The organism is Mycobacterium pinniadriaticum (assembly GCF_026242045.1).
GTDB classification, from domain to species: domain Bacteria; phylum Actinomycetota; class Actinomycetes; order Mycobacteriales; family Mycobacteriaceae; genus Mycobacterium; species Mycobacterium pinniadriaticum.
In genome coordinates this window covers 64,060-86,137 of the sequence record NZ_JAPJDO010000007.1, presented here as the reverse complement: position 1 = coordinate 86,137, position 22,078 = coordinate 64,060, and the positions used below count along the sequence as shown (strand labels likewise).

Sequence of the window (22,078 nt, the reverse complement as noted above, 5' to 3'; positions counted from 1 at the left end):
CAGAAGACTCAGGCCGCGCGGTCGGCGTAGGTCGTGGTGCGCTGGCGGGCCGGCCGGCCGATCCCCTCGGCGATGGCGACCAGCTCGGCCACTGTCTTGGCCGACCCGTGCTCGGATCCGGCCATCCGAGAGATGGTCTCCTCCATCAACGTGCCGCCCAGGTCGTTGGCTCCGCCGTTCAGCATCACCCGGCTGCGCTCCACCCCGAGTTTGACCCAGCTGGTCTGTATTTGCGGGATCCTGCCGTGCAGCATGATCCGCGCCAGTGCGTGCACCGCTCGGTTGTCCCGGTGGGTCGGTCCCGGCCGCGATGCCCCGGCCAGATACAGCGGGGAGGACTGATGCACGAACGGCAATGGGACGAACTCGGTGAATCCGCCGGTGCGGTCCTGGATGTCGCGCAGCACGTTGAGGTGGCCGACCCAGTGCCGAGGGGTGTCGACGTGGCCGTACATCATCGTCGAGCTGGACCGCAGCCCGACCTCGTGGGCGGTGCTGACGATCTCGATCCACATCGACGTGGGCAGCTTGCCCTTGGTCAGCACCCAGCGCACCTCGTCGTCGAGAATCTCGGCGGCCGTGCCGGGAATGGTATCGAGACCGGCTTCGCGCAGGCCCGTCAGCCACTCCCGCACGCTCAAGCCGCTCTTGGTGACCCCGTTGGCGATCTCCATCGGGGAGAAGGCGTGCACGTGCATCGACGGCACCCGGGCCTTGACCGCGCGAACCAGGTCGGCGTATCCGGTGACCGGCAGTTCGGGGTCGATGCCGCCTTGCATGCAGACCTCGGTCGCCCCGGCCACGTGGGCTTCCCAGGCCCGGTCGGCCACATCCTGCGTCGACAGCGAGTAGGCGTCGGCGTCGCCCTTGCGCTGGGCGAACGCGCAGAACCGGCAGCCGGTGTAGCAGATGTTGGTGAAGTTGATGTTGCGGTTCACCACGAACGTGACGTCCTCGCCCACCACGTCGCGGCGCAGCGAATCAGCAAGGGCTGCTACGGCATCCAGAGCGGAGCCGTCCGCGGTGGCCAGGGCCAGGTATTCGTCGTCGGAACAGCCGCCGGGATCGCGCTCCGCGGAACGCAGCGCGGACAACACATCAGTGTCGATACGCTCGGGAGCCCGGGCGGCGAGTTCATCCACCCGATCCCGGATGGACTCCCAGTCACCGAAGGCACTTCCCAGATCGCTGCGCGTCTCGGTGCGGCGGCCCTCGGAGTCGATCGCGGAGTGCAGGTCGGTACGGCCCAGCGATTCGCTGGCCTCGTCGGGTTCCTGCCACGGCCGCCCGGCCGGGTTGACGTCGAGCGCGAAGCCGGTGGCAGGATCGGCCAGCGCCTCGACATGACCGGCCACCCGCGGATCGATCCACGCCGCACCCGCCTGTACGTAGCGCGGCTGCGCGGTCAGCCGCTGCACCAGATCGAAACCACCCTCGGCGGTCACCGCCGCGAGCTCGTCCAACCCCGGCCAGGGCCGCTCGGGGTTGACGTGGTCCGGTGTCAGCGGCGACACGCCGCCCCAGTCGTCGACGCCGGCACCGAGCAGCGCCAGGCACTCGGTGCGCGACACCAGGTTGGGCGGCGCCTGGATGCGCATCCCGGGACCCAGCACCAGGCGCGTGGTGGCCACCGTCGCCACGAAATCGTCGAACGCGGTGTCGGGGGCGCCGGCCATCGCGGTGTGGTCCTTGGCCCGGAAGTTCTGCACGATCACTTCCTGGATGTGGCCGAACTCCTTGTGCAGCCGCCGGATCGCGTGCAACGTGTCCGCCCGCTCGGCCAGGGTTTCCCCGATGCCGACCAGCAGGCCGGTGGTGAAGGGAACCGACAGTCGGCCGGCGTCGGTCAGGGTGCGCAGCCGCACCTCGGGATCCTTGTCCGGGCTGCCGTAATGCGCCTCGCCCCTGGTCTCGAACAATCGCCGCGACGTGGTTTCCAGCATCATCCCCATCGACGGCGCTACCGGCTTGAGCCGGGACAGCTCCGCCCAGCTCATCACCCCGGGATTCAGGTGCGGGAGCAGGCCGGTTTCTTCCAGCACCCGGATCGCCATCGCCCGCACATAGTCCAGCGTCGAGGAATAGCCCCGCTCGTCGAGCCATTGCTGGGCTTCGGGCCAGCGCGCCTCAGGGCGATCGCCGAGGGTGAAGAGTGCTTCCTTGCAGCCGAGTTCGCCACCACGACGGGCAATGTCGAGGATCTCGTCGGGTTCCAGGTACATCCCTGCACCCTCGGCGCGAAGCTTGCCGGGCACCGTGACGAACGTGCAGTAGTGGCAAGTGTCGCGGCACAGATGCGTCAGCGGAATGAACACCTTGCGCGAATAGGTCACCGGCAGCCGCCCGCCGGGCCCTCGTCGCCCGGCTGATTCCAGGCCGGCGTCGCGCACCCGAGCCGCACTGCCACACAGGTCGGCGAGGTCGGCGCCGCGGGCGGTCATCGCGATCGCGGCCTCGTCGACGTTGAGCGCCACCCCGTCGCGGGCTCGACGCAGGACACGTCTCATCGCGGCAGGTGATGGAGCCTCACTCCGCGGCGGAACCACCGGTGTTGGCAGCGGGCTGCTGGGCTGCGAGTTCAGGGCCACTCCCCGGTAACCGGCGGGAGCTGGGAAATCATCCGCGCGTCTCACAATCTGAAACTCGGGCGACTGACATGGTCCACACAGTAGTACCCCCGGTCGGCGGTGCGATCCCGTGCCTCAGCACCACAAAAACACCCGGACACGGCAAAGAAATTTGTAACGCCAGCCCGACAGCAACGTAAATTGTCATTGTTAGCTGCAGCTGAAGCAGGGAGTTCTGCCATGACCGTGTCCACCCGTTCCTATCTGACGGCAGGTGTGGCGGCGATGGTCGTCGGAGCCATGGCAATCGCGCCGGTGCAGCCGCCGACACCGTATTCGATCTCGGCCGACACCGTTCGCCTGTCCGCCGCGGTCCAGCCACTGGTCAACCAGGTGAACAGCGCCGCGGCGACCCTGGGCCGACTCGACACGGTTGCCACGCCGACGCAATCGAGCGCCCAGGCCGCCGTGCAGGCGAACAACAACGTGTCGAACGCCATCGACGCCGCGTACTCGACGATTCTGTACTGGTCGAACTATTTCGCCCTGGAACTGGGCCCGTGGTTACTCGGATGGATTCCATTCGGCTACCTCATCAGCGACCAGATCTACATCTGGTACCCGAACCTCACCGTGCCCGTCGCCGACAGCTTCGTCTACGACTTCCTCGACCCCGTCGTCAACGACCCGCTGAACCCGGCCGTGTGGGCGGCCGGGTTGAACTCGATCGTCCAGACCACGCTGACCAGCTTGGGCGTCGTGGCGAATCAGGAGATCGCCTACTTCTGGAGCCTGGCCTGGTTCCCGATCCCGCTGCCGCCGCTACCGCCGCTGCCGTTTGCCGCGGTTCCCGCCGCGGCGGGTACCGACACGGCCGCCGCGGAGCAGGCTGAACCGGCAGCACCGACCGTCGCCAAGGGCACCGGCCATTCCGCCCGTCCGCCGCGAGCAACCACGCAGTCGGCCGACGCGGTCGCCGCAGACGTCGTCAAGTCCGTCGCCGCCACGAAGGCTGCGACCGACGACGGCGCCGACGCGGCATCCACCAAGGAGAGCTCGGCCCAGCCAGGTTCTGACACCGGCACGAAGCGGTCTACCGGCCACTCCGCGCGTACCCACGGCCCGAAGGGCGCCAAGGACGTCAGCTCCCCGAAGGGCGCCAAGTCCGCCAAGGGCGCTAAGTCCGCCAAGGGCGCTAAGTCCGCGAAGGGCAGCGTCGGGTAGCAGCCCACGATCGACTGTGCGGTGAGGGCACCGAGGCGGTCGCCCGCCTCAGGTCGAGCGCTGGCGCCGCCACAGAAACCAGGCCGGGGGCGCAGCGCCCAGGGCCAAGAACACCAGCACCGAGTAGGCCATGACTCCGGGCCCGCCGAAAATGATGTCCCCGCCCGGCCCACCGAGTGTCAGCGCGGCGACCGTAACCAGCCACGCCAGCAACGGCAACGCGGCGAGCCGGGACGAATCCGTCCAGTGGGCGGCCGCCCACACCAGCGCCAGATTCACCAGCCCGCTGACGACTGCGCTGATGGGGACCGGGGCCGGACCGAGGTAGAACGGCAGCAGCAACGCGCCGGCCACCGCCGAGATGACCCCGTCGACGGCCAGCAGCGCGAGCACCACGGTCCGGATGGCCGGATCGGTCGCGCCGGGGTCCTCGGCGGAACGTTTGGTCGCGATCAGGTCGGGTTGCTGGCGAGAGACACGGCCGGCGAACCGGCGACCCTCGCTACTGCCCGAAGTCAAGACCGGCCAGAAGGTCGGTCTCCCAACCACGCCCGTCGGTCGGACCCGCGGTGCCCTCGACGAGCACGTAGTGTTCGGCGGACATCACCGGTAAGACCAGCTTGTTGGACAGGGTGAATGCCCGCCGGGTCGGCCCCACCAGCATCTGGGTGGCGTGCGCGGCGATCGCGTCGACCTTGGCCGACATGTGTTCGGGTGCCTCGACGACCGCGGTGATCCTGTCGTCGGAGAAACCGAATTCGACGTCGGCGGGCGGCCGGATCCAGTCCGGCAACACGTCCTCTTCGCCGAGCGCATTGACCGCGTCCCGGAACGCGCTGGCACCCACGACACCCCAGTAGAGCTTCGGCACCCGCCACGTGGAGGTGTTGACGGCGGCGGTGGTGATGCGGTGGGTCTGGATGTGGTCGGGGTGGCCGTAGCCACCGTCGGGGTCGTAGGTGGCCACCACGTGTGGCCGCAACTCGTCGATCACGTCCGCCAAGAGGCCGACCGCTTCTTCGAAATCGGCGTCGACGAACTTGGTGTGACTGCGTGCCGGAGTACCGGGCATGCCCGAGTCACGCCACCGGCCGGCCCCGCCCAGGAACCGAGGTCCCGCCAAACCCAATTTCTGCAGGGCGGTTGTCAATTCGGCGATCCGGTAGCCGCCGAGCTGGTCGGCCTCGTCAACCCCCAGCCGCCGCCACCGATCGTCGATGATCTCGCCCTCTTCGCCGAGGGTGCAGGTGACGACGGTGACTTCGGCGCCCCGCTGCACATAGCGGGCGATGGTGACGCCGTTGTTCATCGTCTCGTCGTCGGGGTGGGCGTGCACGAACAACAACCGCGGAGTCTCCTGCGAAGCCACGAACCTCACCCTACCGGGGCCGGTGACATAGATTCGGCGCGTGAACCGGCGCCACCTGGAGTTCGGCTGCGCGGTCGGCGTGATCGGTCTACTGGCCGGGCTCGCCGGCGCCGCGACAACGTTGGTGCTGCACACCATCGAGCACCTCACCTATCACTACAGTTTCGGAACATTGCTCGACGGGGTCACCGGCTCGAGCCCGGTGCGGCGCGCGGTCGGCCCGATGATCGGCGGCGCCCTGGCCGGCGCGGGGTGGTGGCTGCTGCGCCGGCGCACACCTGTGCCCTCGCTGACAGACGCCATAGATGCACCCGCGCCGATGCCGAGACTGGCGTTATCGCTCGATGCGGGGCTTCAGGTGCTGCTGGTCGGTTCCGGCGCGTCGCTGGGCCGGGAGGGCGCGCCGCGCCAGCTCGCCGCCGCACTCGGCGACCTGGGCACCTCGAGGTGGGCACTGCGGGCCGACGACCGTCGAATTCTGCTCGGCTGCGCGGCCGGCGCCGGTCTGGCCGCGGTCTACAGCGTGCCGCTGGGTGGTGCCCTGTTCGCCATTCAGATCGTGCTGCGCAGCTGGAGCATCCGTACCGTCGGGACCGCACTCATCACCTCGAGCCTCGCCGTGGCGGTGGCCGCCCCCGTCACCCACCTCGAAGTACCGCTGCACTGGCCCAATCCCGAGCTGTCGTACCTGCTGACCGGCCTCGCGGTCGTGCTGTCCCCACTCGCTCTGGCGGTGGGGCGGGGCTTCAACCGGCTCATGGACTACTGCAAAGCCCATCGGGTCGGCGACTCGTGGCTGCTGATCCCCGCGATCGCGGCGGCCGGCCTGGCCGTCGGAGTCCTGTCGCACTGGTGGCCCGAACTGCCCGGCAACGGCAAGAGTGTGCTGACCGTCAGCGTCGGCAGCGGCCTGACCCTCGCCTCGGCGGCGGCGATCCTGCTGCTCAAGCCACTGCTGACCGCGCTGTTCCTGCGGGCCGGAGGCGTCGGCGGCATGCTCACCCCCGCGCTGGCCACCGGGGCGGCCATGGGTTCGGTGGTCGCACTGGCGGTGAACACCTGGACCCCGTTGACGGTCAGCGTGCCGGCGGTGGCCCTGGCCTGTGCCGCGGGCGTACTGGCCGTCACCCAGGGAGCACCCACATGGGCCGCGCTGTTCGTGTGGGAGTTGGCCCACCCACCCCTATGGCTGCTGATCGTGTTCGCCGCCGCCGCAATCGCGACCCATCACCTCGATGGCCTGCTAAGGAAGCGGGCCGCGGGCGCATCAAGCCGGTGAGGTCACGCGCACAGGTCCTCGACTTGTTTGCGATCGAATTCGCCTTCGGCCTGTCGAGCCGCCTGCCGAGGATCGTTGTACGACCCACCTGCCAGGGTGTTCATCCCGATCTCTTGTAGATCGCGGGCGAACGCCCGGACCGCATCGGCAAGATGTGCCGGGGTGTCGGCGTCGAGCTGGCGCAGGAGGTAGTCACCCCCACCGACCAGTGCCAGGCCCGTGTTGCCGACGCCCGCGGCCGGCGGGTTCGGGCCCCGACTCAGATCGGTGCGCGTCTGCAGCGCCACAGCCCTGACGACCATATCGAAGGCATTACACACGCGAACCTTCGGATTACCAGGCAGCGCAACGGTATCGGCGTCGTTCGCGGATGCCGACACCACTGCCCAGATCGACATGGCGAGAGCGATCAGCGCGATCACAATGGCAATAGGCGACAATCGCTGCCAAATTGTCGGCGTGGTAAACCCTGGGGCAGAACACACTTCGACATCTTCGTCGGTGTCCGCCATCACCCGACTATATCGGTGAACAAAGCCATGACAATACGTCTCTGGCAATTTTCGCTGACGAAAATCTCTGAGCATCAATGCATCTGGACGACAGCAGTTTGGTAACGACATTGCCGGTTTCGAAAGTCGGCGTCGAGCAGGGATAACGAGAAGTCGACCGAAATCGGGCGATTTTCGCCTGCCCGCGTATCGATCGCACGAACCGTTCTTTGCCACACCGCGGGTGAGATTGATTGGTCGTCAACCGATCTATTCATGACCACTGACAACCGTGACCGCATCGGGTAGAAGAACGTGGGGAATGTCGCCGCTCACGCCGAATAACGCATCCTCGCTTCGGCAGGCGATGACCCGCCGTCTACACCGGCGTTCGATCGCCAACGGCGAGAGCAGCCGGCCCGCGGTGACGGGAAGGCCCCAGGGCCCACGAGGACTGGATCGCCACGCGCGAACCACCGCTGCTCGCCGAGGCGCGACGGGAGTCGCTGACCGTCCGCGTGCCGCACCGCGATATCTTTGCCAGGCTGGACGATCTACGACGTGAGCACCAGCTGATCCTGGTGTCCGACGTGGTATCGGACTTTCGCTAGGTCAATCGGCTGCGCGGGGTTTCCCCCGAACAGGTCGGCCGATCGAGTCGCAGTGGCTGGTCTGACAAACCCCCACGCACGCATTGTGCCGTGCCATGTAGCGACTCCGTGACGCCCGTCACAGCCCCTACGAGGTCGATTCTCCGCACCGAAGTTAGCCGGTCGTTGCACCCGCCAGGACCCTCAGTCGACCTTCAGACGTACCCCCGGACGGATTGGATTGGGTCCCAATAAGTTTCTGCCGCGACGGCCGCACAGCCGGCCGACAAACTCGCAAAAATTCTCAGGAAGAGTCTTTAGCCTTATCAGCCTCCTCTCAGGTATCGTTCTCGTTTAGCCATGCCGCAAACAGCGGAGGGAGACGGCATGCGACGGGCCTTGGGGCCATTCCTCACCACAGGAGTGGCGCTGGTGGCGGCCACTGTGGTCGTCGCCAACCCCCTCGCGCCCCCATCCAGGGATATGCAGATCTCGACGACGCAGTTGTCGACAAGCCCCGATCTGCTCAGCCCGTCCGACAAGTCGCTGCTCAGCGCACTGACGCCGCCGTTGTCAATTGAGGGCATCGGTCCCGCGCTGGCACAGATCCTGGCCGCGCTGGCCGCCGACGCCGATCGCATCAGCCGCGAGGTCAACTCCGAGTCGGGCCCCGAGACGCAACTCGCCGCGGGCCCGCCAGAGCAAACTGCCTACCGGCCTGAGCCCGTCGCCAGCACAGTCGTCGAATCCCCCAACGCCACCCCTGTCGCATCCAGCACCGGCTTTACCTCGACGGTGTTCAGCACCGACGTGACCGAGGCGATCAACAGCCTGGTTGCCGATACCTCCTACCTGGGCGGGAAAGTCGTCGAGGCCGCCTACGCCGTGGTGGATGTCATCATCCGGGTGCCGCAGTTCGTCATCACCGCCGCCCTGGACCTGCTCCAGGGAGACATCGCCGGCGTCCTCGACACCGTCAAATCGGCCATCACGGCGTTCTTCGGCCCCGGGCTGATCCTCCTCGACGGGATCAGGGACGTCCTCTACGGCCGCCAGCCACCACCGACGCCACCGCCGGCCAGCGCGAGTCGCCTGGTGATCCAGAGCACCGCGACCGACGCCGCCCAGTCCGCCACCGGCGGCACGGTTCGTCCGACCCGCGACGGCAAAGCCGAGTCGGCCCGCAACCACGATGACGCACCGTCGGCCGCCGGCCTGCGGCGCATCACACCCACGTCGAAGTCAACCCAGCCGTCGTCGCAGCCGACGACCTCGACCAAGGCATCCAGCAGCAGGGACAGCGGCAGCAGCAGCAAGCCGGCGACCGGGTCAACACACTCGATGGCAGGGTCGGCCCGGGATGTGAAGTCCGGCGCCGCCACCGGCTAGTCCGCGACCTGCCACCGGCCGCCCAAAGCCGCAGCCAGCGGCACCGCCGACACGCCAACCCGGTCATTGACGCGCTCCGGCATTGGTTGCGCGCTCAAGCAACCTAGGCCGTCACGCCGAAATCGACCGTTTCTCAGGTTGCTCTCAGGTAGTTTTCGCTGGTCGGCACAAACTCGGCGAAGGAGCCTGAAATGCCTGATGCAGCCAGCTCGCTGTACAAGACCAGCATCGCGCTCGCCGGGGCCGGCGTCATCGCGGTGAGCCCGCTGGCCGCGAGTCAGGACGGGCGTATCGCCGCGGTACACCTGCCTCACATCCAGCTCACCGACGTGACGACTCCCGCGTTCGGAGCAATCCCGTACCAGATCGGGATCAACGTTCTCGGCGACATCATCGCCGCGGCGCCGATCCTGATCGGCAGCACGCAGCAATGCGAGACGTACTGCCTCGGTCCCAATACCCCCGCGCCCGCACCGACCTACGCGCCGTTCACCGGCTGGGGTCTGGTCGGATTGGGCAAGGGGCTGATCTCCAGCCCGTTCGCGCTGGTCACGGCGCTGCAGGCCGGTCAGGACGTCGCGCAGGCGCTCGGCGTCGCGCTGCTCGCCATCCAGGTGCCGATCACGAATACCTTCAGCCTGCTGCTCGCGCCACGAGTTCCTGCCGGCGGCTTCGCCCTGCAGGAGACCCTGGACCGGGCGTTCGCCGCCTACAAGCACGCCGTCGACTACGCGATCAACATCGCCGCCCAAGCATTGGTGACCGGACCGCTGACGATTCTGGGCGGCGCGGTCGAGGGCGCGACAGCGTTCACCGCGACCCTCGCCCAGACCGGCGACTTCGCCACCGCGTTCGCCAACGGTCGCGCCCCGATTCACGCGTCGGTGACAACCGCTGTCACCGATCTCGTCAACGAGGTCAACGAGGGGCGCACAACCATCTACGCCGACCTCACCGCCGGGCCCGGGGTTGCGACGTCGCCGATCCCCACGGTCCCGGCGCCGACGGCGGCGTCCGCCCGAGTCACCAAGGTCATCAACTCGGCCAAAGCGGTGCCTGGCACCACCGCCTCCCCCGCCGCGGCCACCGGCGATTCCGGGTCGGCCGACACCGCCGGCGGCGGTCAGTCCGCCGGACCGAGGAAGAGCGGAGTCGGCGGCTCCAAGCGCGCTCACAAGGCCGCCGCCGGCGGGTAGGCCTACGGCGCGGCCTTGGCCCACCGGCCCGCGTCGCCGACAATGCCGACCGGCACCGCGCCACTCAGGCTCACGTTCCGCACACTCGGACCGACCGCGACGATCGTGGTGTCCTGCAGGATCGGCAATACGGTGGCCATGTTCCACAACCGGGGTTCGACGAGATCGATGACGTCGCCGATCTTGGCCGAACCATCAAGGGCGGCATTGATATTGGGCTGAATGCTGCGGTCGCAGATTCCGGTCAGGTTCGACGGCGCCTGCACGAGTTCGCCGGACTCCGGTGCAGCCGGGGGCCGGGTCGTGGTCGTCGGTGTCGCGGTGGCCGTCGGCGTGCTGGTGGCCGGGCCGGGCGACGCACTCGATGTCGGTGCCGGTGTCGTTGTGGTGGTCGCGCCGGCCGGCGTCGTCGAGACCGCGGTCGCCTCCAGAGCCGGACACCCGTAGCGGGAGGCGAGCGCGGTGGCCAGGTCACCTCCGGCCGCGTGCCAGCCGACGATCGCGTCGACGCGGTTGTTCACCAGCGCATCCCCGTAGAGCACCGGCGGATCCAACGCCAGGACGGTCGCGGCGATCCCCACGCTGCGCAGCTGATCGGCCGCGGTGTTGGCCACTGCCACCGACGTCGGGTCGTTGGCGGCCACCCCGATCACCAGCGACAGCGTCTCACCGTCCTTGCTGATCCGGCCGCGGGTGATCTCCGGGGGGCCCGGCGCCTCGGTGGTGGTGCGTGAGCCGGCTGACGGCGGCGGCTGCAGCGGCGATTCCGTGGGGGTGCGGTCGACTTGGAAGCCGGCCTGTTCGAGCAGTTCCAGCGACCGCTTCCGGCCCAACGCCGGCGGCGCGGTGGGCACGTAGCCGGGGTCGCTGGGGGTGCGCACCTGCGCTTGGGCCAAGGTGACAGTGTTGTCGCTGCCGGCCCCCACCGCGGCGAGCAGATCCACATCGAGCAGACCCAGGATCGCTTTGCGCACAGCGGGATCCGACAGCTTGGGCTCGGAGGCCCGCAACGTCAGCTGCATGACCCGCGGGGTGACGATCCGTGCGGTGCGCACATCCGGGATGGCCGACAGCTGCGCGAACGCGGCCGCGCCCCCGTGGACCTGAGCCACCTGCGTGTCGCCGTTTCGAATCGAGTCGGCCAGCGCCGCCGGCGCGCCCGCGCGGCGGAACAGGATCTGGTCAGGGTGGGCAGGCGGGCCCCAGAACCGGTCGTTGCGCGCCAACAGGATCTCGTCGCGCTGGGGATCGATATTGTCCACCCGGAATTGGCCGGCGGTCACCGGCAGCGCACGAGCCAGGCCGGCCGGGAAGCCGCCCGGCACGTCTTTGACGATGTGTGCCGGCAGCAGATCGTTGAACAGCTCACGCCAGGCCGGATACGGCTCGGAGAACGTGACCACCGCCGTCTTGCCGCCGTCGATCGATTGCACCCCGGTGATCAGGTCGTAGCCTGCCGGGTCGACGACTCCGGGCTGGCTGACCATCTGACGCCACAAATACCAGAAGTCGTCCGCGGCGATCGGCGCGTTGTCGGTCCAGGACGCTTCCGGGCGGATCTTGTAGGTGACGGTGAACGGGTCCTCACTGGTGACCTCCGCCGAGACCAGCAGGGTGGGATCCATCTCCCAGCGGGAGCCGGTCGGGGTGGCCGGGTCGGGCACCGGCCGGAAGGAGCTGGGCAGCACCAACGAGCTGATAGCCGCGTTGACCGGGGACTGGTCGGAGAGCAGATGCGGGTTGAATCCGGCGCCGATGGAGTCGATACCCATGATGATCTGGGTTGCCCGCGGTGGTGGTGGAGCCGGCGCCTCCGACGTCTCGGTGCTCTGCGGGGCGGGCGGCGGGCTGACCGTGCACGCCGCCGTGAACAGCACAGACACCAACACAGCCAGGGCTTGTAGGCTGCGATGTCTGTCCGGCACGCCCATCAGAGTAGCGATTCGCGGTCTCGGTGCTGTCGGACCCGATGAGCACACTGCGGAAATGGTCGGCGCGATAATCGGCAGCGAGGCGGTGGCTGCCGGCACCGTCACACCCCACGGGCTACGCACCGCGTTCAGGTCTGTCTATCCCGGTGTCCACGTCCGCCGCGATAGCCAATTGTCCGCAGTCGGGCGCGCACAGGCTGCCTGGCTGTGGTCCCGGCGCCGCGGCGTGGTGGCAGGACATTCCGCAGCAGCCTGGCATGGCGCCAAGTGGGTAGGCCCCAACGAGCCCGCCGAACTGATTCACGACAACCGGCACCCGCCCCCGGGCATTCGGACATGGGCCGACCGGCTGGCCGAGGACGAAGTCGTCGTCCTGCGTGGCGTACCGGTCACCACCCCGGCCCGCACTGCCCTCGACCTGGCGCGCCGGTATCGGTCGGACCGCGCCGTCGCGGTCATCGACGCACTGGCGAACGCGACGCGCCTCAAACCGGCCGACATCGACGAACTCGTCGAGCGCTATCGCAATCACCGCGGGATCGCACAGGCCCGCGCCACCCTGGCGCTCGTCGATGGCGGAGCGGAATCGCCCCGTGAAACATGGCTGCGGCTTCTGCTGATCCGTGCCGGGTTTCCGGCACCTACAACACAATTCGTGGTGCGTGACCAATACGGCCAGGCCATCGCCCGCGTGGACATGGCATGGCCGGAGCTCAAGGTGGCCGTCGAGTACGAGGGCGACCACCACCGCACCGATCGCCGGCAGTTCAATCGCGACATCCGGCGCGTCGATGCGCTGACCGAACTCGGGTGGATCGTCATCCGGGTGACTGTCGAGGACACCGAGGGCGCCATCATCCACTGGGTGACGAACGCCCGGGCGCGACGAGTGTGAAACCTCTGCGGGAAAATCGGCGAAATCCCGCAAATTCTTCACACTCGCGGAATATCAGCCCCGCGCCTTCGCCCTCGCCTTGGCCCTGGCCCGGCTGGTGGCGTCCAGTTCGACCTTGCGGACCCGGACGATCTCCGGGGTCACCTCTACGCATTCGTCGGCCGCACAGAACTCCATGGCCTGCTCGAGATCGAGTTCGAGCGGACGAGCCAGCGTCTCGATCACGTCGGCGGTGGAGGACCGCATGTTGGTCAGCTTCTTCTCGCGGGTGATGTTGATGTCGAGATCCTCGGCTCGCGGGTTGATCCCGACGACCTGCCCCTCATAGGTGTCCTGACCCGGCTCCACGAAGAACTGGCCGCGGTCGGCGAGCTGGATCATCGCGAACGGCGTGATCGATCCGGCGCGGTCGGACACCAGCGAACCGGTGTGCCTCGCGCGGATCTCCCCGGCCCACGGCCGGTAACCGTCGAACACCGCGTTGGCGATCCCGGTGCCCCGGGTCAGCGTCAGGAAGTCGGTGCGGAACCCGATCAGGCCGCGGCTGGGCACGATGAAGTCCATCCGCACCCATCCGGCGGCGTGATTGGTCATCTCCTCCATGCGACCCTTGCGGGCGGCCATCAACTGGGTGATGGCGCCGACGAATTCGTCGGGGCAGTCGATCGTCATTGCCTCGAACGGTTCGTGCAGCTTGCCGTCGATGGTGCGGGTCACCACCTGTGGCTTGCCGACGGTCAGCTCGAAACCTTCGCGGCGCATCTGTTCGACGAGCACCGCCAGGGCCAGCTCACCGCGGCCCTGCACCTCCCAGGCGTCCGGGCGGCCGATGTCGACGACCTTGATCGAGACATTGCCGACCAGCTCGGAATCCAAGCGGGACTTGACCATTCGCGCGGTCAGCTTGTGGCCGGACACCTTGCCGGCCAACGGCGAGGTGTTGGTGCCGATGGTGACCGAGATCGCCGGTTCGTCGACGGTGATGCGCGGCAGTGCGTGGGCATGGTCGACGTCGGCGAGCGTGTCACCGATCATGATCTCCGGGATGCCCGCGACCGCGACGATGTCACCGGCGATGGCATCGTCGGTCGGGGTGCGCTCGACGCCCTCGGTGACGAGCAGCTCGGTGATCTTGGCGTTCGTGATGACGGGGTGTCCGTCGACCTCCCGCATCCAGGCCACCTGCTGGCCCTTGCGGATGCGGCCCTTGTAGATCCGGATCAAGGCCAGCCGGCCCAGGAACGCCGAGGCGTCCAGGTTGGTCACCAGCGCCTGCAGCGGAGCCTCCGGATCGCCCTGCGGCGGCGGGATGTGCTCGAGCAGAACGTCGAACAGCGGATCGAGGTTCTCCCCGTCGGGGTTCTCACCGTTGGCGGGCGCGGTGGTGCTGGCGATGCCGGCCCGACCCGACGCGTACAGAGTCGGCAGGTCGAGGGCCTTCTCGGCGGCGGCCTGGGCCTCCTCGTCGAGATCGGACGCGACGTCGAGCAGCAAGTCGTGGCTCTCCTCGACGACCTCGGCGATCCGTGCGTCCGGCCGGTCGGTCTTGTTGACCACCAGGATCACCGGCAAGTGCGCGGCCAGCGCCTTGCGCAGAACGAAGCGGGTCTGGGGCAGCGGGCCTTCGGAGGCGTCGACCAGCAGCAGCACCCCGTCGACCATGGACAATCCCCGCTCGACCTCGCCGCCGAAGTCGGCGTGGCCGGGGGTGTCTATGACGTTGATCACCGTCATCGAGCCGTCCTGGTGATGACGATGGACGGCGGTGTTCTTCGCCAGGATGGTGATGCCCTTTTCCTTCTCCAGGTCACCGGAGTCCATCAGGCGCTCGATCGCGTCGTCGCCGCGGTGCGTCAGCGCACCGGACTGCCGCAGCATGGCGTCTACCAGCGTGGTCTTGCCATGATCGACGTGCGCCACGATGGCGACATTGCGGAAGTCCTGGTTGCTCACGGCCCTGATTCTGGCAGCGCAGGTGCCCTTTTGCGAAAACGGGGAGCGACCGTCCGGATTGGACCAACAACTCCTGCGCACTGCCAGCGGGCACCAAGCCTGCGGAGCTACTCTGAATTCGAACCGTCAAATGGGAGGTTTGGCATGACGGTCTACGAAGTTCTCACCATCGCGCTGATCGTCGTCCTGGGGACGGCCGCGACCGCCGGGATCTACCTCGGCCTGCTCAACTGGATCGGCGGGGCCTACATCGTGCGTTGCGCGAACTGTCACCACCTGACGGTCTCGTCGGATCGCCGGCAGCCGCAGTCGTGTGCGCACTGCCGCCATCCCGTGCTGATGCACCCGGTGCACGCCGTGGCACACCCGGACAGTCGCGCCGACGTCACGGTGGCTGACCCGCTGCACTACTGACCCTTACCGGCGGAGCAACCCCAGCCCGGACTTCAGCGTGAAATCGGCGCGGTCGGGGTGAATTCCACGGGCATGGCCTCCAGCCCGCTGACGAAGTTGGCGGGCCGCAGCGGCAGCTGCGCACCCTCGGCCAGCCGCAAATCCGGTAGCCGGGCCAGCACCCGTCGGGTCATGGTGGTCAGCTCCAGCCGCGCCAGCTGGTTACCCAGGCAGAAGTGGGTGCCGAACCCGAAGCTGACGTGATTGTTGGGCTGACGGTCGATGCGGAACACCTCGGGGTCCCCGAAAACCGTCTCGTCGAAGTTGGCCGATTCGAACATCAGCAGGATCTTCTCCCCGGCATATAACGAAGTGCCGTGAAAGTCGGCGTCCGCGGTCAGGGTTCGGCACATGTTCTTGATCGGCGAGGTCCAGCGCAGCATCTCCTCGACCGCATCGGGCAGCAACTCGGCGTTGCCGCGCAGCGCCTCCCACTGATCGGGATGACGGATCAGTTCCGCGGTTCCACCCGACAGCGTGTGCCGGGTGGTCTCGTCGCCGCCGATGAGGATCAACAGGGTCTCGGCGAGGATCTGCTCATCGGTGAGCCGCTGGCCGTCGACCTCGGCGGCGATCAGGACGCTGACCAAGTCATCGGCGGCTTCGCGGCGGCGGGCAGCGACGAAATCGCCCATGAACTCGTTGTAGGCACTCAGCGCGTTGGCCGCGGTGGTCAGCGATTCCTCGGTGGCCACCGAACTCAATGCCACGACCATATCGTCGGACCAGGCCAGCAAGGTGGCCCGATCCCGGGGTGCGACGCCGAGCATGTCGCCGATGACGGCCATCGGCAGCGGTGCGGCCAGATCGCGGACGAAGTCAGCCGAACCGCGCTCACAGATCGCGTCGATCAGCGTATCGCACAGTCCCGCAATGGATTCCGTCTTGTCTCTAACCCGCTTACGGGTGAAGCCGGCATTGACCAATTTGCGCCGTAGCAGGTGCGCGGGATCGTCCATGTCGATCATGTGCGGCAGCGCCGGAGTCGTCGGGCGGATGCCGCCGGCGTTGGAGAACAGTTCGGGCTGCCGCTCGGCGTCGATCACCGCACGGTAGGTGGTGGCGGCGGCCAGGCCGTTGCAGTCCCGGAACACCGGCTGGTGTTCGCGCATCCAGCGGTAGGCATCCCGCGCCTCGCTGCTGGCGTAGAACCGGCCGTCCATCAGATCGACGCCGGCGATGACGTCCGTGAGCACGCCCCAGATCATAGGGTGACGGGCTCAGACTCCAAGGCGTTTCGAAAGCTCCGGCAGCCAGGCCTGATCCGCGGGCACCCAGTCGAGCGCCCCCAGCTCGCGAGCATCGACCCAGCGCAGCGCGCGATGGTCGTGCGGGTGCAGCACCCCGCCGGTCTGCCTGACGACGTAGGCCCGCAGGATCAGCGACTGTCCGATCGCGACATCGGCACCGAGCCGCTCGCCCACGACGACGTCGACCCCGAGCTCTTCACGCAGCTCCCGCGTCAGCGCGTCGGCCTCGCTCTCCCCCGCGGCCACTTTGCCGCCCGGCAGCTCCCACAGCCCGGCGAGTTCGGGCGGACGTTGCCGCTGCGCCACCAGCAGCGCCGTACCCGAGATCAGGGCTCCGGCGACGACGATCTGGGTGGACATCGCGTGTGACGGTACTACCGTCGAGTCATGGCCGTGTTAACCGATGAAGAAGTCGACGCCGCCGCCGAGGATCTCGACGGCTGGGAACGCTCCGACGGAGCCCTTCGCCGGTCGGTGAAGTTCGGATCATTCCTGGCCGGCATCGATGCCGTACGGCGCGTCGCCGAGCACGCCGAACAGAAGGATCACCACCCCGACATCGATATCCGATGGCGGACAGTCACTTTCGCACTCGTCACGCATTCCGAAGGTGGAATCACCGACAAGGACGTGCAGATGGCCGCCGAGATCAACGAGATTCTCGACGACCGCTGAGCGCGATCCAGAACAGTGTCGCCAGCGTCGCCACGATGTAGACCAAACCGGCCCAGGCCAGATACCAGGGCCGGCCGATCTGCCAGATCGTCGGCTGGGCGAAGCTCAGCAGCCAGGGCACGCCGATCAGGGTCAGCGCCAGCCAGCCCCAGCCCAGCGCCCGCGCGCCCGGGCGCGCCCGCCACGGCCCGTTGATGAGCCAGATCATCAACGGCACCAACCACACCCAGTGGTGGGTCCACGAGATCGGGGAGATCAGCAGGCCGAGCAACTGCACCACCAGCAACGAACCCAGCGGCTCCCCGCCCAACGCACGCCAGGCCAGCAGCGCTAGTACCGCGGTCACCGCGATCCCGGCCAGCACCACCGGTCCGTAGCCGGCGTCGTGGCCGAGGATGCGCGAAATAGCGCCGCGCCAGGACTGATTGAACGAGGTCCCGATCGGGCCGACGCGGCCGGCATCGCCGAGCAGGTCGGTGAAGTAGAAGCGGGCCTGCTGGCCGATCACCGCGATGGACGCCGCGACCGTGACGAAGAAGACGACCGCCGAGAAGATCGCCGCACCCCAGCGGCGCATGCCCAGGAAGTACAGCCCGGTGATGGCCGGAGTCAGTTTGATCCCGGCCGCCACACCGACCAGCAGACCCGACAGCCACCACCGACTGCTGTAGGCGGCGTACAAGACGGCCAGCACCAGGATGACGTTGATCTGGCCGTAGTCGAAGTTGCTCCGCAGCGGCTCGATCCAGATCCCCACGGCGGTCCACAGCATCGTCACGCCGCGGCCTTGTCCGGCGCGCACACCCAGCAGCCGCTGGCTGACCCGAACCACGCCGTAGAGCGCGGCGATGATGCCCAACTGCCAGCAGAATGCGACCAACCCGAACGGCAGCAGGTGCACGGGGTAGAACACCAGCGCAGCGAACGGCGGATAGGTGAAGGGCAGCGGGAAGTCGGGCGTCTGATCCGCATAGACGTAGGAGTAGAGCGTTCCGGGATGGTCGAGTGCGCCCGCGCCGCCGAGATAGACGTGCAGATCGACGAAGTTCGCCCCGTTGGGGGCGAGGTAGGTCCATGCCAGCCGGGCGGCCACACTGGCGGCCAGCAACACCGGAGCCAGCCAAGCTGGCCGCGCCGCCGAGGCCGCGGGGGCCACTGTGTCCACCGTGCGACTGTAGCGACGGATGCTTCCGACTCCGCGACTTCGGCGCGCTAACCGCCGCTGAGCGAACGAAAGCGCGCCGAAATCGCGTCCGGTGGACGGCCCCGCATCACCATCTCCCATCACGTCCGTAACGGTTGAATAACCACCACACGTGTCACTTGAGTAACTCCAGTAACGGACTACCTTCGGGTTCAGACCTGCATCCGAAGGATTGGGATAACCATGCCACGTATCACAAAGCTGTTCGCCGCCAACGCGATTGGAGCTGCCGCGCTGTGCTCGGCCGCACTCGCATTCAGCCCGTCGGCGGCCGCCGACCCCGGCATTGCGCCGGCCGTTCCCGGCGTGCCCGGGCTCGCCATGCTGGAGCAATTCGCCACCAACCCGGCCAGCGCCGCGGCGCTGCTACAGACCGCCGCGACCGCACTCGGTGGCGCGTCGGCCCTCACCGGCGCACCGTCCACGGTGCCGGTCTCGCCGATCGGCGGCGTGCCGGCCACCGCGCCGCTGCCCGGCACGCCTGCCACCGCGCCGGCTCCCGCCGCATCGGGTGGGAGTATCGCCGGCCCGATCATCCCGCTGCTGAACCAGCTGGGGGTACCTGGCGACCTGGCCAACCTGACGCCGTCGAACGTGCCGTTCCCGGTCCAGGTCGGCGACGGCCTGGCGGTCGGTCAGCCGGCACCAGTAGCCCCGGTGGCCACCGGGGTCGCGGGGCCGGCCGGAGTGCCGCCGGCCAGCAATCCGCCGGTCGCACCGACCACCCCGGGCGGCGCCGGCATCGGCCAGCTGCTGCCGCTGTCCGCCCTGCCCTGACCGACCACCACCCGATGAGGGAGCTCACCGTGCCGCAGATCGCCAAGCGGGCTCTTCTGCTGACCACCGCCGCGTTCGTGGCCGCAGCCAACCTGGCGTTCAGCCCGGCTGCGGCCGCGGATCCGGCCATCCCGCTGGATCCCGGCCAGCTGCCCGGCCTCGACGCCATGCAGCTTCTGGGCCCGGTGGTTCAGCAGGCCGCGGGGAACCCCACATCGGCGCAGTCGCTGCTGCTCGCGGCGGCTTCGCAGCTCGCCGGCAACGCCACCACGCCGGCCGGTTCGGCGGCGCTGGCTGAACAGGTCACCAAATTCGTGCAGGAGGGCGGGGCCGCCGGACCCTCCGCCGCGGTGCCGTCGGCGGCTCCCCCCGCCGCCCGGGCACTGAGTGGCGTCCCGCACGGCACCACGCCGCTGCTGACGCCCGGCACCGGAAACGGTCCCGTCCCCCTGCCTGCGCACCTTCCCGCCGATTTCACGCCCGGTGCGATCCCGGGCGCCGACGCACACCTGCCCACCGGCATCGACCCGACGCACGCCGTCGGGCCGGCGCCCGACGCCATGCCCGAGGTGCCCACGCCGGTGACGGTCGTGACTCCCTCGGCGACGCCGGCCGCCAACTCGGTGACCGCCCCCGGCCCGGCTCCGGCGCCCGCTCCGGCCGCCACCCCGAACTACGACCCGGCCAGCCCGCCCACCCAGGACTTCATGTACCCGTCGATCAGCAACGGGTGCCTCAAGGACGGCGGCAACGTGATCGCGACCGCGTTGTCGGTGGCCGGTCCCGCCAAGATCCCCACGCCCGGGCCTGGTCCTGGCCAGACGGCCTACGTGTTCACCGCGGTCGGCACCCCGGCCCCGGCCGCCGAGCAGAAGCTGCCGCTCAACGTCACCTGGGTCAACCTGACCACCGGCAAGTCGGGCAGCGTCACGCTGAAACCCAATCCCGATATCAACTCGCAGGGACCGACCACGCTGACCGCCATCGCCGACACCGGCTCGGGCAGCATCATGTCGACGATCTTCGGCCAGGTGACCACCGTGGACAAGCAGTGCACCTTCATGCCGACCATCGGTTCCACCGTCGTGCCCTGAACTGCGAATTGCGGCGCTAGGCTTGGGAAATCGAAATCCCAGCCCAACGAAGGGTCGGTTCGACATGGAGACGCTCGACCCCATCGACGCGCTGATGCTGACCGGCGAGCTGCTCTCCAGCCCGATGCACGTCGCGGTGATGCTGATCATGAGCCCGCCCAAGGGCGCCAAGCGCGCGAAGTTCGTCGACGAGCTGTACGAACAGAGCCTGACCTCGTCCGACCCGGTCGACCCGCGCCTGCGCCGGCGCCCGCATCGCGGCGTTGACACCGGCGGCCTGTGGGTGTGGCGCGAGGAGGCCGAGCTCGATCCGCGCCACCACGTGCAACGACGGACGCTGCCGCGCGGCTCGGGCACGGCGGCATTGTGGGAGTTGGTCTCCGAACTGCACGCCGAGCGGCTCGACCGGTCGGCGCCGCTGTGGATGGCCTATCTGATCGACGGGCTGGCCGGCGGCCGATTCGCCCTGTACATCAAGGTGCATCACATCCTGATCGACGGTGTCGCGGGCCTGCAAATGATCGGCGACTCGCTCAGCGATGACCCGGATCGCCGCTCGATGCCGCCGTTCTACGCCGCCTCCGCTCCTGCCGACCCGAGCCCGCAACACCGCCGGCGGGGTCCGCTCTCGGCGATGCGGGAGGTCGCGAACGCCGCGACGTCCGGGCTGAGTCTGGCCCGTCATGTGGCGGCCGCGGAGCTGGCCAACATCGTGGGCAGCTTGACCACGCCCAGTGTCGCGCCGCCGTTCGGCGCGCCGCACACCCGGTTCAACACCAAGCTGGGTTCCCGCCGTGCGTTTGCGGCAACTAGCCTGGACCACAATCGAATTCGGGCGATTCAGCAGGCCGCCGGAGTCACCGGCAACGACGTCGTGACGGCGCTGGTGGCCGCGGTGTTGCGCAGCTGGCTGGCCGAGCAGGACGAGCTCCCGCACCAGTCGCTGGTGGCGCTGTGCCCGGTGACGGTCCGCGGGCGCGACGCCGCCGGATCCGACCGGCACGGCAACCAGTTCGGTCTCGGAATGTGTCCGCTGGGCACCTCCGTCGAGGACCCGGTCCAGCGGTTGAACCTGATCCACCACGCGATGGCCAACGTCAAGCATCAGGTCGCCGCCCAGGGCCCGGGCGCGATGCTGCTGGTACTCATGCCGGCGATCCTGCCGACGGTGTTGTCACCGCTGCTGCCGTTCACCTCGTGGGTGCGGCCCAGCTACAACGTGCCGATCTCCAACGTGCCCGGCCCCCGCCAGCAGATGTACTACAACGGCGCCCGCGTCGACGAGATCTATCCCGTGTCCACGGTGTACGACGGGATGGCGCTGAACGTGACGCTGTGCTCCTACGCCGACAAGATCGGCGTCGGCTATGTGGCCGACCGCGATGTAGTGGCCAGCATCGACGACCTCATTCCGCTGACCGAGACCGCGCTCGCCGAGCTCGAGGCCGCCGTCGGGGTTACCTAGTCTGTCGGCGTCGAGGCAGAACTGAGGGCGGAAATCTGAGGAGCAAATCGTCGCTCTGAGTTCTGCCTCAACCTCACGCAGGTGGCCTAGTAGGCCATGAACAGGATCTCGTCCCGGCCGTAGTCCATGCCCGGGTGGGCCGCAGCCAGGTGCGCCTTGGTGAGCTCGACCAGCTCGTCCTCGTCCTTGGCGCTGATCGCCTCGCCGCACGGACAATTGATGTGGGTCTTCATGGTGCCTCCTGTCATCAGGCCTTCGCCTTCGCTCACTCTATGG

Annotated in this window: 20 protein-coding genes; 10 read left to right on the top strand and 10 right to left on the bottom strand. The window is 68.3% G+C overall.

The genetic code is table 11. The features are described from left to right. Positions 1-8: 8 nt before the first annotated feature. Entirely contained in the window at positions 9-2,588 is a 2,580-nt protein-coding gene (locus ORI27_RS10615; RefSeq protein ID WP_265996914.1) for a bifunctional FO biosynthesis protein CofGH, read from the bottom strand. Positions 2,589-2,807: 219 nt separating this feature from the next. Between ORI27_RS10615 and ORI27_RS10610 the strand changes: the two genes are divergently transcribed. Then, on the top strand, positions 2,808-3,791 hold the full coding sequence (locus tag ORI27_RS10610) for a hypothetical protein (protein WP_265996750.1): 984 nt from the start codon (positions 2,808-2,810) through the stop codon (positions 3,789-3,791). 48 nt (positions 3,792-3,839) lie between these two features. Here the strand turns inward: ORI27_RS10610 and ORI27_RS10605 are convergent, their stop codons facing one another. Together ORI27_RS10605 and mshB are read right to left on the bottom strand one after the other, a co-directional pair. Further along, entirely contained in the window at positions 3,840-4,247 is a 408-nt protein-coding gene (locus ORI27_RS10605; protein ID WP_265996913.1) for a hypothetical protein, read from the bottom strand. A 46-nt stretch (positions 4,248-4,293) separates the two neighbouring features. After that, positions 4,294-5,160, bottom strand: a complete 867-nt coding sequence (gene mshB, locus ORI27_RS10600; protein WP_265996749.1) for an N-acetyl-1-D-myo-inositol-2-amino-2-deoxy-alpha-D-glucopyranoside deacetylase — start codon at positions 5,158-5,160, stop codon at positions 4,294-4,296. A gap of 40 nt (positions 5,161-5,200) precedes the next feature. Between mshB and ORI27_RS10595 the strand changes: the two genes are divergently transcribed. Beyond that, the gene (locus ORI27_RS10595) at positions 5,201-6,439 is read left to right on the top strand and encodes a chloride channel protein (protein WP_265996747.1); all 1,239 of its coding nucleotides are present in this window, start codon (positions 5,201-5,203) and stop codon (positions 6,437-6,439) included. A gap of 2 nt (positions 6,440-6,441) precedes the next feature. Here the strand turns inward: ORI27_RS10595 and ORI27_RS10590 are convergent, their stop codons facing one another. Beyond that, a complete protein-coding gene (locus ORI27_RS10590; RefSeq protein WP_265996746.1) occupies positions 6,442-6,951 on the bottom strand; it encodes a hypothetical protein in 510 nt (169 codons plus the stop codon). 956 nt (positions 6,952-7,907) lie between these two features. On the opposite strand from ORI27_RS10590, the gene ORI27_RS10585 reads away from it, so the two are divergent. Together ORI27_RS10585 and ORI27_RS10580 are read left to right on the top strand one after the other, a co-directional pair. After that, positions 7,908-8,909, top strand: coding sequence for a hypothetical protein (locus ORI27_RS10585; RefSeq protein WP_265996745.1), 1,002 nt, complete (start codon positions 7,908-7,910; stop codon positions 8,907-8,909). A gap of 191 nt (positions 8,910-9,100) precedes the next feature. After that, a complete protein-coding gene (locus ORI27_RS10580; protein WP_265996743.1) occupies positions 9,101-10,105 on the top strand; it encodes a RodZ family helix-turn-helix domain-containing protein in 1,005 nt (334 codons plus the stop codon). A 2-nt stretch (positions 10,106-10,107) separates the two neighbouring features. Here ORI27_RS10580 and ORI27_RS10575 read toward each other — a convergent pair whose 3' ends face one another. After that, the gene (locus ORI27_RS10575; protein ID WP_265996742.1) at positions 10,108-12,036 is read right to left on the bottom strand and encodes an ABC transporter family substrate-binding protein; all 1,929 of its coding nucleotides are present in this window, start codon (positions 12,034-12,036) and stop codon (positions 10,108-10,110) included. Between the two features lie 55 nt (positions 12,037-12,091). Between ORI27_RS10575 and ORI27_RS10570 the strand changes: the two genes are divergently transcribed. After that, entirely contained in the window at positions 12,092-12,931 is an 840-nt protein-coding gene (locus ORI27_RS10570; protein ID WP_265996741.1) for a hypothetical protein, read from the top strand. A 54-nt stretch (positions 12,932-12,985) separates the two neighbouring features. Here the strand turns inward: ORI27_RS10570 and typA are convergent, their stop codons facing one another. After that, entirely contained in the window at positions 12,986-14,884 is a 1,899-nt protein-coding gene (gene typA, locus ORI27_RS10565) for a translational GTPase TypA (protein ID WP_265996740.1), read from the bottom strand. A gap of 144 nt (positions 14,885-15,028) precedes the next feature. Between typA and ORI27_RS10560 the strand changes: the two genes are divergently transcribed. After that, positions 15,029-15,298: a hypothetical protein gene (locus ORI27_RS10560; RefSeq protein ID WP_265996739.1), complete on the top strand. Its 270-nt coding sequence runs from the start codon at positions 15,029-15,031 to the stop codon at positions 15,296-15,298. 32 nt (positions 15,299-15,330) lie between these two features. Here ORI27_RS10560 and ORI27_RS10555 read toward each other — a convergent pair whose 3' ends face one another. Together ORI27_RS10555 and ORI27_RS10550 are read right to left on the bottom strand one after the other, a co-directional pair. Continuing rightward, positions 15,331-16,545 carry a cytochrome P450 gene (locus tag ORI27_RS10555; RefSeq protein WP_265996738.1) on the bottom strand — a complete coding sequence of 405 codons (1,215 nt, stop codon included), beginning with the start codon at positions 16,543-16,545 and terminating at the stop codon, positions 15,331-15,333. A gap of 12 nt (positions 16,546-16,557) precedes the next feature. Then, on the bottom strand, positions 16,558-16,947 hold the full coding sequence (locus ORI27_RS10550) for a (deoxy)nucleoside triphosphate pyrophosphohydrolase (protein WP_265996737.1): 390 nt from the start codon (positions 16,945-16,947) through the stop codon (positions 16,558-16,560). 27 nt (positions 16,948-16,974) lie between these two features. Between ORI27_RS10550 and ORI27_RS10545 the strand changes: the two genes are divergently transcribed. Continuing rightward, positions 16,975-17,262 (top strand): 4a-hydroxytetrahydrobiopterin dehydratase, encoded by a 288-nt coding sequence (locus ORI27_RS10545; protein WP_265996736.1) that lies wholly within the window; start codon positions 16,975-16,977, stop codon positions 17,260-17,262. Here ORI27_RS10545 and ORI27_RS10540 read toward each other — a convergent pair. Then, the gene (locus ORI27_RS10540) at positions 17,237-18,427 is read right to left on the bottom strand and encodes a mannosyltransferase (protein ID WP_265996735.1); all 1,191 of its coding nucleotides are present in this window, start codon (positions 18,425-18,427) and stop codon (positions 17,237-17,239) included. The genes ORI27_RS10545 and ORI27_RS10540 overlap by 26 nt on opposite strands. Positions 18,428-18,649: 222 nt before the next feature. Here ORI27_RS10540 and ORI27_RS10535 point away from each other — a divergent pair, with 222 nt between their 5' ends. From ORI27_RS10535 to ORI27_RS10525, 3 genes are all read left to right on the top strand, one after another. Further along, a complete protein-coding gene (locus ORI27_RS10535) occupies positions 18,650-19,243 on the top strand; it encodes a hypothetical protein (RefSeq protein WP_265996734.1) in 594 nt (197 codons plus the stop codon). 14 nt (positions 19,244-19,257) lie between these two features. Continuing rightward, positions 19,258-20,337: an Rv1157c family protein gene (locus ORI27_RS10530; RefSeq protein ID WP_265996733.1), complete on the top strand. Its 1,080-nt coding sequence runs from the start codon at positions 19,258-19,260 to the stop codon at positions 20,335-20,337. Between the two features lie 64 nt (positions 20,338-20,401). Beyond that, on the top strand, positions 20,402-21,802 hold the full coding sequence (locus ORI27_RS10525; RefSeq protein WP_265996732.1) for a wax ester/triacylglycerol synthase family O-acyltransferase: 1,401 nt from the start codon (positions 20,402-20,404) through the stop codon (positions 21,800-21,802). A gap of 86 nt (positions 21,803-21,888) precedes the next feature. Here ORI27_RS10525 and ORI27_RS10520 read toward each other — a convergent pair whose 3' ends face one another. Beyond that, complete coding sequence (locus ORI27_RS10520; RefSeq protein ID WP_265996731.1) at positions 21,889-22,035, bottom strand: DUF1059 domain-containing protein; 147 nt, start codon at positions 22,033-22,035, stop codon at positions 21,889-21,891. Positions 22,036-22,078: the final 43 nt, after the last annotated feature.